General features: G+C 63.2%; 13 protein-coding genes. 2 read left to right on the top strand and 11 right to left on the bottom strand.

All coding sequences use genetic code 11. The annotated features are described in order from the left end of the window. Positions 1 to 531: 531 nt before the first annotated feature. A complete protein-coding gene (locus ACOZHM_RS11050; RefSeq protein ID WP_421569299.1) occupies positions 532 to 2,820 on the bottom strand; it encodes an NADP-dependent malic enzyme in 2,289 nt (762 codons plus the stop codon). Between the two features lie 254 nt (positions 2,821 to 3,074). After that, positions 3,075 to 4,436, bottom strand: coding sequence for a dicarboxylate/amino acid:cation symporter (locus ACOZHM_RS11045; RefSeq protein ID WP_421569298.1), 1,362 nt, complete (start codon positions 4,434 to 4,436; stop codon positions 3,075 to 3,077). A 260-nt stretch (positions 4,437 to 4,696) separates the two neighbouring features. Here ACOZHM_RS11045 and ACOZHM_RS11040 point away from each other — a divergent pair, with 260 nt between their 5' ends. Beyond that, positions 4,697 to 5,869: an OprO/OprP family phosphate-selective porin gene (locus ACOZHM_RS11040; protein ID WP_421569297.1), complete on the top strand. Its 1,173-nt coding sequence runs from the start codon at positions 4,697 to 4,699 to the stop codon at positions 5,867 to 5,869. Positions 5,870 to 5,919: 50 nt separating this feature from the next. Here ACOZHM_RS11040 and ACOZHM_RS11035 read toward each other — a convergent pair whose 3' ends face one another. Continuing rightward, positions 5,920 to 6,579 (bottom strand): hypothetical protein, encoded by a 660-nt coding sequence (locus ACOZHM_RS11035; RefSeq protein ID WP_421569296.1) that lies wholly within the window; start codon positions 6,577 to 6,579, stop codon positions 5,920 to 5,922. A gap of 157 nt (positions 6,580 to 6,736) precedes the next feature. Here ACOZHM_RS11035 and ACOZHM_RS11030 point away from each other — a divergent pair, with 157 nt between their 5' ends. Beyond that, a complete protein-coding gene (locus tag ACOZHM_RS11030) occupies positions 6,737 to 9,391 on the top strand; it encodes a PAS-domain containing protein (protein WP_421569295.1) in 2,655 nt (884 codons plus the stop codon). Positions 9,392 to 9,567: 176 nt separating this feature from the next. Here ACOZHM_RS11030 and ACOZHM_RS11025 read toward each other — a convergent pair whose 3' ends face one another. The 8 genes from ACOZHM_RS11025 to ACOZHM_RS10990 all read right to left on the bottom strand — a co-directional run bounded on the left by ACOZHM_RS11025 (position 9,568) and on the right by ACOZHM_RS10990 (position 15,043). Then, positions 9,568 to 9,903, bottom strand: coding sequence for a hypothetical protein (locus tag ACOZHM_RS11025; RefSeq protein ID WP_421569294.1), 336 nt, complete (start codon positions 9,901 to 9,903; stop codon positions 9,568 to 9,570). Between the two features lie 451 nt (positions 9,904 to 10,354). Continuing rightward, the gene (locus tag ACOZHM_RS11020) at positions 10,355 to 10,717 is read right to left on the bottom strand and encodes a hypothetical protein (protein WP_421569293.1); all 363 of its coding nucleotides are present in this window, start codon (positions 10,715 to 10,717) and stop codon (positions 10,355 to 10,357) included. Between the two features lie 1,040 nt (positions 10,718 to 11,757). Beyond that, a complete protein-coding gene (locus ACOZHM_RS11015; protein ID WP_421569292.1) occupies positions 11,758 to 12,165 on the bottom strand; it encodes a hypothetical protein in 408 nt (135 codons plus the stop codon). Further along, a complete protein-coding gene (locus tag ACOZHM_RS11010) occupies positions 12,162 to 12,512 on the bottom strand; it encodes a hypothetical protein (RefSeq protein WP_421569291.1) in 351 nt (116 codons plus the stop codon). The genes ACOZHM_RS11015 and ACOZHM_RS11010 overlap by 4 nt, the downstream gene beginning before the upstream one ends. A gap of 145 nt (positions 12,513 to 12,657) precedes the next feature. Further along, positions 12,658 to 13,266 carry a hypothetical protein gene (locus ACOZHM_RS11005; protein ID WP_421569290.1) on the bottom strand — a complete coding sequence of 203 codons (609 nt, stop codon included), beginning with the start codon at positions 13,264 to 13,266 and terminating at the stop codon, positions 12,658 to 12,660. A gap of 90 nt (positions 13,267 to 13,356) precedes the next feature. Then, complete coding sequence (locus ACOZHM_RS11000) at positions 13,357 to 13,815, bottom strand: ankyrin repeat domain-containing protein (protein WP_421569289.1); 459 nt, start codon at positions 13,813 to 13,815, stop codon at positions 13,357 to 13,359. Between the two features lie 333 nt (positions 13,816 to 14,148). After that, on the bottom strand, positions 14,149 to 14,493 hold the full coding sequence (locus ACOZHM_RS10995; RefSeq protein ID WP_421569288.1) for a hypothetical protein: 345 nt from the start codon (positions 14,491 to 14,493) through the stop codon (positions 14,149 to 14,151). Positions 14,494 to 14,752: 259 nt separating this feature from the next. After that, positions 14,753 to 15,043 carry a hypothetical protein gene (locus ACOZHM_RS10990; protein ID WP_421569287.1) on the bottom strand — a complete coding sequence of 97 codons (291 nt, stop codon included), beginning with the start codon at positions 15,041 to 15,043 and terminating at the stop codon, positions 14,753 to 14,755. Positions 15,044 to 15,431 lie beyond the last annotated feature (388 nt).

Raw genomic sequence — 15,431 nt, 5'->3', positions numbered from 1 at the left:
ACGCCATACGTGGCTGCGCGGCGCCAGACCCGATCGGTAGAGCCACGCCATGCGTGGCTGCGCGGTGCCTGATCGAACAGCAGCCACGCATGGCGTGGCTCTACGCCGGGTGGGGCCGATGCCCCCACCCCGGGGGTTCCTCGCCGGTCAGCGGGCGCCGACCAATCCTGCGTACAACGCGAACAACTGCTTGAAATACCGCTTTGCAGGACGAGTGCGCATGGCGCCGTTCCAGAGGGGGGGAAATGGTCGGGCCCAGGGTGGCGGGGTCCAGCGGACCGCCGCCACGGCCGGGCCGCGTGGGGGTATTGGGCACTGGGGAGGTTGCAGCGCGGTGACGGTTGGGCTGCGGGTTCGTTGCGGTTCAACGTTGGTTGGTACGGGCACCCTCAAATGCAAAAGGGACCGGTGCGGTGCACCGGTCCCTTCTTCAAGGTCTACCGACTAACAGTCGGTAGCTACCCAATCCGCGTTTCGCGTTGCGAAACCGGACCGCGCGATGCGCGGTAACAACTGGATTAGGTGAAGGCCTCAGGCCTTCTCCGATTCCAATTGCTTGCGGATTTGCGCATCCACCGCCGCGATCGCGGTCATGTTGAGCACGCGGCGCGAGGTCGCGCTGGTGGTCAGGATATGCGCCGGCTTGGCCACGCCCATCAGGATCGGGCCGATCGCCACGCCGTCGGTGAACACGCGCACCAGGTTGTAGGCGATGTTGGCCGCTTCCAGGTTGGGCAACACGAACAGGTTGGCGCGGCCCTTCAGCGTGCTGTCGGGCAGCAGCTTCTGGCGCAGCGCCTCGTCCCACGCGGTGTCGCCCTGCATTTCACCGTCCACATTCAAACGCGGGTTGCGCTTGAGCAGCAGCTCACGCACGGTGCGCATCTTCAGCGCGTCCTTGGAATCGTGGCTGCCGAAGTTGGAGTGCGAGAGCAACGCCACCTTCGGCTCGATCCCGAACAGCTTCATGCGGTAAGCCGCCTGCAGCGTGGCCTCGCAGATCTGCTCGGCGGTCGGATCTTCCTGCACATGCGTGTCCACGAAGAAGAACACGCCCTGCTGGTTGATCACGCCGGTCATGGCCGAGGTCGAGGTGACCTTCGATTCCAGCGGCAGCACGCTGCGCACGTAGCCCAGCTTCTTGTGGAAGCGGCCCACCACGCCGGTCAGCAGCGCATCGGCTTCGCCGCGTGCCACCATCACCGCCGCGATCAGCGTCGGGCGCGAGCGCATCAGGTTTTTGGCCGCCGCCACCGTCACGCCGCGACGGCCAGTCAGGTTGTGGTAGTACTGCCAGTAGTCGTTGAAGCGCGGGTCGTCGTTGATGTTGGTCACGTCGAAATCGACGCCGGCCTTCATGCGCAGGCCCATGCGCTCGATGCGCGATTCGATCACGTCCGGGCGGCCGATCAGGATCGGGAAGGCCAGGCCTTCGTCGACCACGTTCTGCACCGCGCGCAGCACCACTTCTTCCTCGCCTTCGGCATACACCACGCGCTGCTTGTCGGCGCGCGCACGGTCGTACACCGGCTTCATCATCAGGCTGGTGCGGTAGACGAACTGGGCCAGCTTTTCGCGGTAGGCGCCCATGTCGGCCACCGGGCGCTCGGCCACGCCCGAATCCATCGCGGCCTGTGCCACGGCGGCCGACAGCTCCACCAGCAAGCGGCGGTCGAACGGGCGCGGAATCAGGTAGTCGCGGCCGAAGCTCGGCGTTTCATCGCCGTAGGCCGAGCCCAGGTCGCTGGCCTCGCGGCGCGCCATCGCGGCAATCGCGTGCACGCAGGCGATCTTCATCTCTTCGTTGATCGCGGTGGCACCCACGTCGAGCGCGCCGCGGAACAGGTAAGGGAAGCACAGCACGTTGTTGATCTGGTTCGGGTAATCCGAACGACCGGTGCCGATCAGCGCGTCCGGGCGCACGCTGCGCGCCACTTCCGGCATGATTTCCGGGGTCGGGTTGGCCAGCGCGAAGATCACCGGGTCCTTGGCCATGGTCTTGACCATGTCCGCGGTGAGGATGCCCGGGGCCGACAGGCCCAGGAAGATGTCCGCGCCGTCCACGATCTCGGCCAGCGTGCGCTTGTCGGTATCGCGCGCGTAGCGCGCCTTCTCCGGGTCCAGGTCGGTGCGGCCGGTGTGGATCACGCCCTCACGGTCGAACGCCAGGATGTTTTCCTTGCGCAGGCCCAGCGAGACCAGCATGTTCACGCAGGAAATGCCTGCCGCGCCCATGCCGGTGGTGGCCAGCTTCACGTCTTCGATCTTCTTGCCGGTCACTACCATCGCGTTAAGCACGGCCGCGCCGACGATGATCGCCGTGCCGTGCTGGTCGTCATGGAACACCGGAATATTCATGCGCTCGCGCAGCTTGCGCTCCACGATGAAGCACTCCGGCGCCTTGATGTCTTCCAGGTTGATGCCGCCGAAGGTCGGCTCCAGCGAGGCGATGATGTCGACCAGCTTGTCCGGATCGTTCTCGTTGATCTCGATGTCGAACACATCGATACCGGCGAACTTCTGGAACAGCACGCCCTTGCCTTCCATCACCGGCTTGCCGGCCAGCGGGCCGATGTTGCCCAGGCCCAGCACGGCGGTGCCGTTGGAGATGACGGCGACCAGGTTGCCGCGGGCGGTGAGCTCGCTGGCCTGCTGCGGGTCGGCCAGGATGGCTTCACAGGCGTGTGCCACGCCCGGCGAATAGGCCAACGACAGGTCGCGCTGGGTCAGCATCGGCTTGGTCGCCGTGACCTTGATCTTGCCCGGCGGCGACATGCGGTGATAGTCGAGGGCGGCCTGTTTGAAATCTTCGTTGGACATCGCTTTCTGCAGATGAATGGGCGAGAGGAACAGGGGATCATACCCCCGTTGGCGTGGGTGGACCTGTCGCTACGCTGTCGCGATCATGCTGCGACCGCACATATCGAAGGCCGTGCGCAGGCGTATGCAACGCCAGACTGCCGGAACCCGATGACAGCCCGCATCACCAGAATACCTGCGAAAAAGGCAGGGTCGTACCGCCCAAGGGGGGAGCGGCACGACCCTGCAACACACACATCGAGGGGGAGGCGTGTTCAGCGGACCGGGGCAGGCAGCGGCGCGGTCAGCGGCGACGGCAGGTCGTCGGTGGCCAGCGGCGGCAGCTCGGCTTCGCGGCCATCCAGCGCCAGGGCCAGGCGGTCGCGGTCCAGCGCGCCTTCCCAGCGCGAGACCACCACCGTGGCCACCGCGTTGCCGATGAAGTTGGTCAGCGAGCGGCACTCGCTCATGAAGCGGTCCACGCCCAGGATGAGCGCCATGCCGGCCACCGGCACCTCCGGCACCACCGCCAGCGTGGCGGCCAGGGTGATGAAGCCGGCACCGGTCACGCCGGCGGCGCCCTTGGAGCTCAGCATCGCCACCAGCAGCAGCGCGATCTGGTGGCCCAGGGTCAGTTCGGTGTTGGTGGCCTGGGCGATGAACAGCGCGGCCAGGGTCATGTAGATGTTGGTGCCGTCCAGGTTGAACGAGTAGCCCGTGGGGACCACCAGGCCCACCACCGACTTGCTGCAGCCGGCCTTTTCCATCTTCTCCATCAGCGAGGGCAGCGCCGATTCCGAGGACGAGGTGCCCAGCACCAGCAGCAGCTCGGCCTTCAGGTAGCGGGCCAGCTTGAACACCGAGAACCCGCACAGGCGGCAGACCACGCCCAGGATGACCGCCACGAACAGGAACGCGGTGAGGTAGAACGAGCCCACCAGCCAGGCCAGGTTGATCAGCGAGCCCACCCCGTACTTGCCGATGGTGAAGGCGATGGCACCGAAGGCGCCGATCGGGGCGGCCTTCATCAGGATGTGGACCAGGCGGAACACCGGCGCGGTCAGCGCCTCCAGGAAGGTCAGCACCGGGCGGCCCTTCTCACCCACCAGGGCCAGCGAAATGCCGAACAGCACCGCCACGAACAGCACCTGCAGGATGTTGCCATCCACGAACGCGCTCACCAGCGTGGCCGGAATGATGTCCATCACGAAGCCGGTGAGGGTCAGCTCGTGGGATTTTTCCACGTAGCTGTGCACCGCCGTCTGGTCCAGGTCGGCCGGGTTGATGTTCATGCCGGCGCCGGGCTGGACCACGTGCGCCACCACCATGCCCACGATCAGCGCCAGGGTGGAGAAGAACAGGAAGTAGGCCATCGACTTGGCGAAGACCCGGCCCACCGTGCGCAGGTGGGTCATGCCGGCGATGCCGGTCACGATGGTCAGGAAGATCACCGGGGCGATGATCATCTTCACCAGCTTGATGAAGCCATCGCCCAGCGGCTTCAGCGATTCGGCGAAGGCCGGCTCGTAATGGCCGAGGATGGCGCCCAGGACGATGGCCACCACCACCTGGAAATACAGCTGGCGGTAGAACGGCAGCGGCTTGGCCGCAAGGGGGGCAGCGGTGGGAACGTGCATGGGAAGCTCCGGCAGTGTCACGGTGGATGCCGGCCGCGGACGGCGGCATCGGGCGTCGTCTTTTTACGCCCAGCGCACCGCTACGCAGATAACCTATTGGTACTAGCCCCCCGGTTCAGCCCCCGCCAGTGCCTACACTGCAAGGGCACCGCGCCCCCACGGCGGCGGGTTGCCGCGTCATCCGGAGCCATCTGGCCCCACAGTTTCACCGCGCGCGGCCGTTGTTGTTCTGCCCCCTTTTTGAAGCCAGCCCTGAACCCATGCGCCTGCCCCCCCTGTTTATTGCCCTGACCGCCCTGACCGCCCCCGTGGCCGCCTCCGCAGCCGATTACGACTGGGACAACTGGCCGACCAAGGTCGCCTTCAGCGACGGCACCGAACTGGCCGCCACCGCCAACATCGCCTACGACCTCAACGACTTCTCCGGCGCCGACGCGTTCGAAGATGACGATGCGGTGCGCCGCAAGGAGTTCGGCGCGACCCTGAAGAAGAAGGGCGTGTACGACGCGATGGTCTATTACGACTTCCAGGCCGACACCTGGCTGGACGTCTTCTTCCGCTTCGAAAGCAAGGCCGTGTTCGGCAAGGACGTGGGCCGCTTCCGCTTCGGCTACATGAAGACCCCGGTCGGCCTGGACGCCAACACCTCCTCGCGCGCCGGCAGCTTCATGGAAACCGCCCTGCCCGTGCAGGCCTTCTACGCCGGCCGCCGCACCGGCGCCGAGTGGGTGCTGGAGCGCCCGCAGTACCTCATGCAGGTGGGCGCCTATGGCGGCAAGGACCTGCAGGGCGACAACCCGGGCACCACCCAGGCCGTGCGCGGCGTGTGGACCCCGGTGAAGGCACCGGGCGATGTCATCCACCTGGGCCTGGCCTATTCGCAGGAAAACCCGCGCGGCTACCGCGATGGCCGCGACGTGCACCATGAAGCCAGCGCCCGCCTGCGCGCGCGCCCGGAAGCCGGCCTGACCGACATCCGCCTGGTCGATTCCGGCGCCCTGGTCACTGCCGACCAGATCCGCCGCACCGGCCTGGAAGGCATCTGGATCCACGGCCCGTTCTCGCTGCAGGCCGAAGCGCTGCAGACCACCGTCACCCGTGACGGCAAGCCGGACTACACCGGCAGCGGCCAGTACGCGCTGGCCAGCTGGGTCGTCACCGGCGAATCGCGCCCGTACGCTGCCGGCGCCGTGGCCAACATCAAACCGGCCCATGACTATGGCGCCGTTGAGCTGCTCGCCCGCTACAGCCGCATCGACCTGGACGACGGCGACGTGCTCGGCGGCCGCCAGCACGACTGGACCGTGGGTGCCAACTGGTACCTGACCAGCCACTTCAAGTTCCAGGCGAACTACGTGTGGGCCGACGCCAGCCGTCGCGGCGTGCGCACCAAGCCGGAAATCTTCGAACTGCGCGCCCAGGTTCACTTCTGATAGACAGCGGCAGGGCGTTTGAAGCGCCCTGCCGCAGCCGCGCTGTCACGCTAGCCGGTGCAGTCCTTGTCGTAGGGGAAATCGATGATCGCCTTATCCTCATCCTCGCCCCCTTTATTGGGAGCAATGAGAAGTTGGATGAAGATGTCCTCTTCCTTAGGCGCCCTTGTCCCTCCCAACGGCCTGGCGCGGGCACTCACGTCAACGGCAAGATGCGTGCTGACCCTGTCGCTGTCAACGAAACACACTGACGGTGAGCGGTCTCCCCCGCCTCCCGCGACGCGACTCAAACCGCTCCGGAAGGATTCACTCGGGTTGAATGGAATGAAACGCATGCATTTTACGCCGCCGGCTTGTGCCGTACCGGCGTACTTCATGACTGCGGGATCACGACGCTTGTAACCGACATACAGCACCGCCGATGCCAAGCTGTAGGACTTCTCGATTTCCGCCCACGTCAGGGCGGGTTTGCCCCTGAGATCCACAACATAATCCGTTGTCGAAAGATCTGGCCCACGCCGCATTTCTTCGGCTGTCAGCCCAGGGACGTTGTTGCCTGGCGCCGATGCATCCGCGTCCATCCGCGCACGCGGATGCTCCTTCACAGACTCAAGAATGACCTGGGAATGCCCCGCCTGGCACTGGAGGGCACTGGCCTGACCAGACAGCATCAGGGTACAAAGCACCGGAAACATGAGTACACGTTTCATGTGAAGCTCCTTGCGTAACCCTTGCGTAACCCTTGTCGGATAAACGCTTCCCCCCCTGCCGCGACCAGGGTGGACGGCAGACTACGCGGCGCTACTATCCCACCGCAGTGTCGATGCACCGTGAGTGCTTTCCTCTCCCCAGATCCGCCCGGATGACATGTACCGCGTCTCCCGCTACCGCCCGCTGCTGCTGACCCTGCTGGTCATGATCGGCGGCACCCTGCTGGCCGCCCTGGTGGCCGGCCGCTATGCCCAGCAGCGCGCCCTGGCGGCCGAAAGCGCCCAGGTACAGCGCCAACTGGATCTGTACGCGCAGACCCTGCAGCAGCGCATCGACCGCTTCCGCACCCTGCCGGAAGTGCTGGCGCTGGACCCCGACCTGCAGCAGGCCGTGCGGCAGCCGTTGAATGACGCCGAACGCCACCGGCTCAACCTGAAGCTCCAGCAGGCCAACAACGTCACCAGCGCTTCCACCCTGACCCTCATCGACCGCCATGGCGTTGCCGTGGCGGCCAGCAACTGGGACCAGCCCACCACCAACGTGGGCGAGGACTACAGCTACCGGCCGTATTTCCAGCAGGCCATGGCCACCGGCAGCGGGCGCTTCTACGGCACCGGCATGACCACCGCCGTGCCGGGCTACTTCCTGTCGCAGGCCATCCACGATGCGAACGGCGCCGTACTGGGCGTGATCGCCATCAAGATCGAACTGCGCGCACTCGAACAGGAGTGGCTGCAGAGCACCGACATCGTCTTGGCCAGCGATGCCCACGACGTGGTGTTCCTGGCCAATGGCGATGCCTGGCGTTATCGCCTGCTGCGCCCACTGGCGCCGGCCGAACGCAGCGAAATGCTGGCCACCCGCCAGTACGCCGACCGTTCGCTGCAGCCGCTGCGGGCGCGCACGCTGGATGTCCTGAGCGACGGCGGCCGCATGGTGCGGCTGGAACAGCCCTCACTACCGCGCCCGATGCTGTGGCAGACCTACACCCTCACCGACCCGCAGTGGAAGCTGCACCTGCTGCACGATGCCGGCGCCAGCGCCGCCGTGGGCCGCAGCACCGCGCTGGCGGCCGGCGGCATCTGGCTCGCGCTGTGCTTCCTTTCCCTGTTCGTGCAGCAGCGGCGGCGGCTGGCCTCGCACCGCCAGCGCAGCCGGCGCGAGCTGGAAGCGGTGCTGCAGCAGCACGCGCAGGAACTGCGCACCGCGCAGGACGGCGTGCTGCAGGCCGCCCAGCAGGCCGACAGCGGCCTGAGCCGCAGCCTGGCCCACCTGCCACAGGGCGTGGTGGTGATCGACAGCGAGCAGAAGCTGGTGGCGTGGAATGCGCGGTATCTGGAATTGTTCCGCTTCCCGCCCGACCTGATCCGCGTGGGTCGCCCCATTGAAGAGGCATTCCGCTACAACGCGCGCCGTGGCCTGCTGGGCCCCGGGCCTGTGGATGAGGCGATCGAGCGCCGCCTCAATCACCTGCGCAGCGGCCGCCCGCATATGCGCGAGAGCGAGAAAGACGACGGCACCGTGCTGGAGATCCGCGGCAATCCCCTGCCCGACGGCGGCTTCGTCACCAGCTATGCCGACATCACCGCCTACAAGAACACCGCGCGTGAACTGCGCTCGCTGGCCGACGCGCTGGAGCACCGCGTGGCCGAGCGCACCCGCGACCTGGATGAGGCGCGGCGCGAGGCCGAGCGGGCCAACCGCTACAAGACCCGCTTCGTGGCCTCGGCCGTGCACGACCTGCTGCAGCCGCTCAATGCCGCGCGCATGTTCGTCTCCGTGCTGCGCGGCAAGCTGAGCGGCGATGCGCGTGAACTGAGCGAACATGTGGATGCCGCGCTGGCCGCGCAGGATTCCATCCTCAACAGCCTGCTGGATATCTCGCGGCTGGAGTCCGGCACGTTGCAGACGCATGTGCGTGCGTTCGCGCTGTCGCCCCTGCTGGAAACACTGGCGCGCGAATTCGGCATTGCCGCCGAAGGCCGTGGCCTGCAGCTGGACTGGGTGGATACGCGCGCGGTGGTGGTAAGCGATGAAGCGCTGCTGCGCCGCATCCTGCAGAACTTCCTCTCCAATGCGCTGCGCTATACCCCGCGTGGGCGCGTGCTGATTGGCTGCCGGCGGGTGGGCGACCAACTGCGCATCGAAGTGCACGACCAGGGCCCGGGCATTCCCGAGAGCCTGCAGGGCGAGATCTTCGAAGAGTTCCGCCGGTTGGATGACGGCGTGGACCAGGAACGCGGCGCCGGCTTGGGGTTGGCGATTGTCGAGCGTATCGGCCGACTTCTGGGGCACCGCATCAGCCTGCGCTCCACACTGGGGCGTGGCAGCGTGTTCGCAGTGACGGTGGCGATGGGCGATGCGGCGGACATTCCCGCACCTGCGGCGGTGCCGATCGCGGCCCCTGAGCCCGGCGACGACAGCCCGCTGCGCCGCTGCCGGGTGTGGAGCATCGATGATGATCCGCGCGTGTGTGCAGCAACGCGCGCGTTGCTGGAACGCTGGGGGTGTTCGGTCGAACTGGCGGATGGACCACAGGCGGCGCTGGAGATCGCCTCTGCGCTCAACGTGCCGCAGTTGTTGCTGCTGGACGTGCGCATGGGCCAGTGGCACGGGCCGGATCTGTATGAGGAGCTGTGCACCCTGTGGCGTGCGCGCCCGCCGGTGATTCTGGTGACCGCCGAACGCGACGATGCGTTGAGGGCGCAGGCGATGGAGAACGGATGGGGGTTCCTTTCCAAGCCGGTACGCCCACCGGCGTTGCGGGCGTTGATGACGCAGTTGTTGGTGCGCCACCGCGAAGCTCGGTAGGGTCGGACTCCGGTCGACTGCACGTAACACTGATCGGCGCGAAGAACGCATGACCCAAAAACGAAACGCGCGCTTTCGCCAACGGTCATGCCACCACCGAACGGTCCAAAACGGGCGGCGGTCGATAGGGATGCGACCCTACCAGGAGGCACCCCACACGGTTCGACAATGCCGCCCTACTCCAACACCTCGCCCGTCGTCACATCCAACACCCGCCGCTTCTTCTTCGGCGCGTGATCCTGATACCGGTACGGCACCACCACAGGCGTCTCATCCAGCTTCAGCGTGACCCGCTTGTGCGCCACCTCCACGAGTACACGCGCACCCACTGGCAGCTCGAACCGCTCCAGCCACATACCACGCAGAACGATGCATGGAATGCGGCCACCGTCCGGCAGATCATGGCCTGCGGGGTGCTTGAGCGATCCAACACGCAGGCGCTCGGGCGCACACATGCCGATGCGCGTTTGGGGTTGTTGGCTTGAGGGTGAATCCGGCTTTGAACGACGCATATGCCACCTCCGAGGAAGTCTCCCTCGCCGGAATGGCGAGGGAGTCGGGAGGCTGAAATCCGCTTGAACGCGCACGGCATGACGTATTTCCGCGAAGGTGTTGTATTTCGCCACCCTCCCGACATAGGACGTCCACACTTTAGCGCTCAAGGAGGTTTCAGGCTCCGAGGCAACACCATGCGCAATGCTGCACGCGAAGGGAAATTGCTTGTTCCGAATGATAGACGAGCTTCGGTTGATAGGAACTAACGCATGTCGCAATGCGCCTGAAGCCGCAAACGATCATTGCGCGCACGAACAGCCACCGAACCCGACTGGGTAGAGCGGACTGTTAGTCCGCTGCCGTCCGCATGCACGCGTGCCCCACCCGAAACCCAGCGGACTAACAGTCCGCTCTACCCCGCCGGTTTGTGAGCTACCACGCGCGGCCGGTTGATCGCCGCCCCCCTCATCAGTACGCCCCGACACAACTCCAGTCGTCGGGCCCCAACTCGCTTGTCCGCCCGCATATGTTGCTCCCCGGGCCGTAGTATTTGAAATTGATCTCATACCGCTCCGGGGACGAAGAACGGTAGAAGATCCGTACCGGGTTCTCAGGCGATCCCAGCACTTCGCCTTCAAGGTTCGGATCGATCTCACTGAGTGAGGTCGGATACCCTCCGTGCGCTTGGTAGTACACGTCGACCCGCTGCACGACGCCATTGGCTATTGCCCTGGCCTGCTCAGCACGCGGCCCCTCCCCTGGCGCATCACAGCCCGAGAGGAACATGCTCGCTGCGAGCATCGCCAGCACACACATGAACTTGGATCTCACGCCCTGCTCCAAGAGATGGGAGGTCGACTCCCAGAAGCCACGCCACAGTGAAAGCCAAAAAGACGGCCTGTCTCGTCATTCCGCGCCGGGAGCGTGCTCCGAGTAGTCAATCGTCCTTGTCACCACTCCATTTCGGTCATACCACCGCCATACCCCAGCCTTTCGTCCAGACTCGAATTGGCCCCGCAAATGAATGTACCCATCCTCTGCGGCCACAAAAGGCCCGTCAGCGATTTCGCACGCCTTTGATGCGCCGCCCTTACCCCATGGCTCTATCTTCAGACGAGCGGGCTTGGCGCATTCGACTTGCTCATCTTCCAGCGGATTCGCTGAAGCCCCCCCCGCTGATCTTCAGCACACGAAGAACATAGAAGCGCGATGAAAATGAGAACAGAGTGGTTACGCATACTCACCTCAACCCCGGAACCTTCGAACTTAGCCGACGAAGATGGACCCTACTGCGTCAACGAGGCGCAGCGCGACGCCACATGAGACTAACCGATACAGCTACAAGCTCCATGACAACGTATGTGGCACCCAGCAGAGCCACAGCCAGCCAACCCGAAGCGACACCAGGGCCACAATGCACAGAAGTCAGGCAGTGGGTAACACGCGCGAAGACGAAGGCGTCCAGACACAGAAGTGCAAGTAGCGCCACTGCAATCAGAAGTCTCAAGTATCGGGAAGGGACCCCACGGCTAGCGAAGATGATCCCGCTACGCACCGTCTGCACCACCCGGAAAGGAATTATTCCGATTGCCAGTAGTCCGATCCCACCGAGTAAGTAGAGGACGAGGTCCACAGACACCTCTTTCATGGAGTTCTCCCTACCTGCTTTCGTAGATTTCCGAGCCAGAAGATCCCAGCTTCAATGTCGCCACTTCCCATCACTCTTCCACTCTGGCAGCGCTCGACGGCATCTTCCTATACCACGTGGGTTCCCAACCATGGCCCCGATCACGTCAAACTCCGTTGATTGCCCGAACGGTGTTTACGTCGCTCCGCCTGCGTCATGGCCAGATTCCGCACGCCCGTCGACCCTAACCTTCTCCCGCTCCCGCGCAGGCCCTTTTCACCTGAGCCAAGACGGTTTCATGAGCACGATGACCAACCAGCTTCTCGACCAGACTGCCACAGTTCGCGCTTAGCTTGGTTGGCCCGGGATAGATCATGAGGGCCCCTCCCCTATCGACTCCATCGATGTAGAGAACGGCGCACTGATCCTTCTCGTTGATGACTCGGATAGCCCTCGTCCGATCACCACTGAACTCCTGGCTACCGGCCTCGCACATTTCCCCGTAGTAAAGACCGTTCATGTCGCCATAGATGGGCTTCGCCTGGAGCTCACCTCTAGTACCGTCATCACACGCCGCAACCAACAGCGCGACAGACAGCATCGCCGAACGATGAATGAAGGTGCGCACAGTTGGGCCCATCAGCATGGTCATGACTGGACTCCGCCCCGGGCCACCCAGGCGGCCGCGTCTTTTGACCTGAACATTCGATAGTTCCAATAGGCATCTCGATCTCGAAGAAAACTCGAGAACTCAGGGGTCTCCAGTACACGCAGTTGCGTCATTGAGATGTTGTACCGGTAGAAGAATCCCAGGAGATCATGCACCTCACGCCGACTGAGCAGCGCTCTGTCAATGACGATGTACAGGGTGTCACCGCGCCCGTAGAAGCGCCTCACACATTCCATCCGTCCGAGCCAGTCAAAGAAGCACTGTTCATCGTGCGTCGAGTAGTACTTGACTCTCACCGCCTCTAACTCAACCAATTGATCACTGTCCATCCGAGTCTAGCTCCTTGATCCAGTGCAGGGAGCTGCGCTGGATTTACATTTGGATGCATGCAACGCGCGCAATACCGTGGGACTGGCGCGAATCCCATGCCCCCCAAAGATGGCGGGCACGCACCCGTTGGTGAATGGCCCCCAATCAATTCGTTGGGTTCGCTTCATCAAAGGGGGAGTCGGTGGGGCCTGGCCGCCCCTCCCATGCGCCCAACCCAGCAAGCTGCGCGGGAACGGCCCGAATGACCATATCTACGTTCTCCGCTCCAGGACATTCCTTGGGGAAACCGAGTGGCGAACTCAACGGAATGGGTGCACTCACCCTGATGGCGATCATCTTCCTGGTCAGCGATAGAACCTCCACCTCCCCCGACTCCGCCCGCCCATAGCAGCCCCGCTTCCCGGCGAACGCGCTTGACCCTCTGCTGAAGAACACCCGTGCCACGCCGTCGTCCAGCGAGAGCTGGTCTCCTGCCTTCAGGTTCGCCGGCAAATAGACAGTCATCTTGCGAAAGCTCGCGCCGTCTGTCTTCCAGGAGCGCTTGTAGAGCCTGAGAGCAACTACGGTGCCAACACCCGATTCAATTCGGTGGCATGAAAACTGCAGCTCTCGAGTGCCAACGTCGAGGCACCCATCGGTCACAGAGCCGGCATTCTCAACAAAGAACGCCGACTTCTCCGCGGCGGCGGTGCCGCCCGAGATCACCAAGCCGGCAAGGATCGCCCACGCTCGAAAGCTACCACCAGCATCCATACTCCGCTCCATTGGATTCGCTCCGACCTTGGAGAATTGGCTAACCCTGCCACATCCAGGCCGTGGCGAGACTCAGACATTCCACGAAGATCACGTTCCGCCTTTGCACGGCCCTAGACGGGCCAGAACTTTCGCATCGGCGTACTCCTGTGCCATCTGCCTTGGTGTCTCTCCACCCTTTCCCGCACCGCAGGGGTCGGCGCCGGCTCGAAGAAGGATATCGATTACACGATCATTCTTCATGCTCACCGCCCACAGGAGTGGAGTATTGCCACGACCATCCTCTGATTCCACGTCGGCTCCATGAGCAAGAAGCCAATCAACCGACGCATCCGCGTTGTTCGCGATGCTGAAGTGAAGCGGGCGGAACCCGTCCAGACGTGTCTTGTCGACATCCGCGCCCTGCGCAACAATCTCACTGATTTTCTGTTGATCCTGAAGCCTCAAGGCATCGTAGAACTCCTGCGCTTGGGTCGTAGGACCACACGCCGCGAGCGATAGCGCGAGGACAACAACGAGGCTACTGGTGGCGAGAGTTCTTTTGGTCATGGTGTAGGCTCGAACTGCAGAAGCTCCCAAGTGATGTCTAAAGGTCGCACGGGCAGCCGGCATGCCAACTCAGCCCTTCAGGGCCCAGCGCCTACCGCCATTGCTACTACGCGCCCGCCATGAGCATAGAAGCAAATGCTCGAGCCATCATCGTAACCACAGACCACCTCAACCGCGAGTCGGCCCAGCATCACCTGCAATGTGTGGGTCAAGGTTGATTGGCCTGTACGCATGCGCTCCACGCGCCCTCAGAGGATAGGGCTGACAACTAGCGGAGCACCGTAAGGCGGAGCTGAATGCACTGAAGCTTGGCTCTTACGAATGAGCAATCAGCTACTTCTTCTTCTGGAGTTCGCCGACATCAATTCCATTCGAATGAGGCTGACGACTGCCGATAAGGAACTCTCTCGACTGATATCTTTCGCCGTTTTCGCAATCAACCTCAAAGAAATAGGGAGCTGCCTCAGGCCCAACAACCATCATCATCGGCACTGAAAAGTTTGCTGCGACCACTTTGCCCATTGAGCTTTCGCCAGTACGTGCCGAAACAGCATCCATCTTGCAGACGACACCTTGAAGATCGTCGACCTCGACCTCAGGAAGCCTCCCACTCACGCGAACAATCAGATCGCCGCCAGTGATCGCACAAGCAGAGAACCCGAGCACTACCAGCGCCATCAACAGGCCCAACCTCATTCCATACCCATCTTCACTCTTCGTGAACTCGTTACGAGGGGCTCTTGTTGGCGGTGCTGAGCCTGCTGGATTCGTGCAATTCAAGGTAACTCCAATCACAGACCAATTGCTGTTGATACGGCTCGCGCGAAGCTCCCGATGTGGCGGTGTAGCAGACGTCCAGTTCACCCACTGACAGAATAACCGGCCGATCCCTCCGTTGACCGGCCCCTCCTCAAGACGCAGCGACGCCACATCCAGCCTAAGTTTTCTTCTTAAGAAATATGCACAGGGCAAGCACTACAGCAATGAGAATTTGAAGAAAGAGCACCGGGCGGATCTGGAGAAACATGGCCCCTGCACCAATCCCGATCATGTCCTGCCGGGTCTGGGATGCAGCCACTCGCGCCAGTATGTGCACCCATACGTATGCACCAAGGCTCATGGCAAGTATCCCCATCACCGAAAACGCTCTGCGCGTGTGCGTCTTCGCTGTAACGGAAAGGTACCCAAAAATTCCCAGGAGAATCACGAATACAGCAACCAATATCATCATTTTTTCATCTCCCACATCCGCAGCCAACAGACTTAAAGCCAGCCATCTCCTCAAACGCTCTTACCGTGCCTGCGTCGATATCAGCACGGCTATCCGCATCCCAATCATATGGCCGACCTTGACCAAAGTCTTCGAGATCGAAGACCATTCCGGCGGCGCTCGTTACCGCCCAACCCAAGGGTCCCCACAAGTATGTGGCGCCATAACCAGCCACATAGTTTCCAAAGCTCTCCGCGGTTAGAGTGTTCCCCTCCACAATGAACGTGTCCCGTTCCAACAGCGTCCGGTCACTATTGTTTGCCTTGTAGTCAAGAAACACCATGCTATTCAGAAACACCATCGTCGGACCGAATGGGCTCTTAGCGCTGCGTCGCGCATATGCCAG

This window comes from Stenotrophomonas sp. PD6 (assembly GCF_049199305.1).
In the GTDB taxonomy this organism is placed as follows: Bacteria; Pseudomonadota; Gammaproteobacteria; order Xanthomonadales; family Xanthomonadaceae; genus Stenotrophomonas.
Note: the sequence above shows the minus strand (reverse complement) of the source record. Positions and strands in the feature narration are given on the sequence as shown.

Excerpts from the sequence above, each read along its gene's own strand:
- ACOZHM_RS11000 (WP_421569289.1), bottom strand. The coding sequence starts at position 13,815 with ATGACCAAAAGAACTCTCGCCACCAGTAGCCTCGTTGTTGTCCTCGCG.
- ACOZHM_RS11030 (WP_421569295.1), top strand. The coding sequence starts at position 6,737 with ATGTACCGCGTCTCCCGCTACCGCCCGCTGCTGCTGACCCTGCTGGTC.
- ACOZHM_RS10990 (WP_421569287.1), bottom strand. The coding sequence starts at position 15,043 with ATGATATTGGTTGCTGTATTCGTGATTCTCCTGGGAATTTTTGGGTAC.
- ACOZHM_RS11010 (WP_421569291.1), bottom strand. The coding sequence starts at position 12,512 with ATGGACAGTGATCAATTGGTTGAGTTAGAGGCGGTGAGAGTCAAGTAC.
- ACOZHM_RS11035 (WP_421569296.1), bottom strand. The coding sequence starts at position 6,579 with ATGAAACGTGTACTCATGTTTCCGGTGCTTTGTACCCTGATGCTGTCT.
- ACOZHM_RS11040 (WP_421569297.1), top strand. The coding sequence starts at position 4,697 with ATGCGCCTGCCCCCCCTGTTTATTGCCCTGACCGCCCTGACCGCCCCC.
- ACOZHM_RS11015 (WP_421569292.1), bottom strand. The coding sequence starts at position 12,165 with ATGACCATGCTGATGGGCCCAACTGTGCGCACCTTCATTCATCGTTCG.
- ACOZHM_RS11025 (WP_421569294.1), bottom strand. The coding sequence starts at position 9,903 with ATGCGTCGTTCAAAGCCGGATTCACCCTCAAGCCAACAACCCCAAACG.
- ACOZHM_RS11005 (WP_421569290.1), bottom strand. The coding sequence starts at position 13,266 with ATGGATGCTGGTGGTAGCTTTCGAGCGTGGGCGATCCTTGCCGGCTTG.
- ACOZHM_RS11050 (WP_421569299.1), bottom strand. The coding sequence starts at position 2,820 with ATGTCCAACGAAGATTTCAAACAGGCCGCCCTCGACTATCACCGCATG.
- ACOZHM_RS10995 (WP_421569288.1), bottom strand. The coding sequence starts at position 14,493 with ATGGCGCTGGTAGTGCTCGGGTTCTCTGCTTGTGCGATCACTGGCGGC.
- ACOZHM_RS11045 (WP_421569298.1), bottom strand. The coding sequence starts at position 4,436 with ATGCACGTTCCCACCGCTGCCCCCCTTGCGGCCAAGCCGCTGCCGTTC.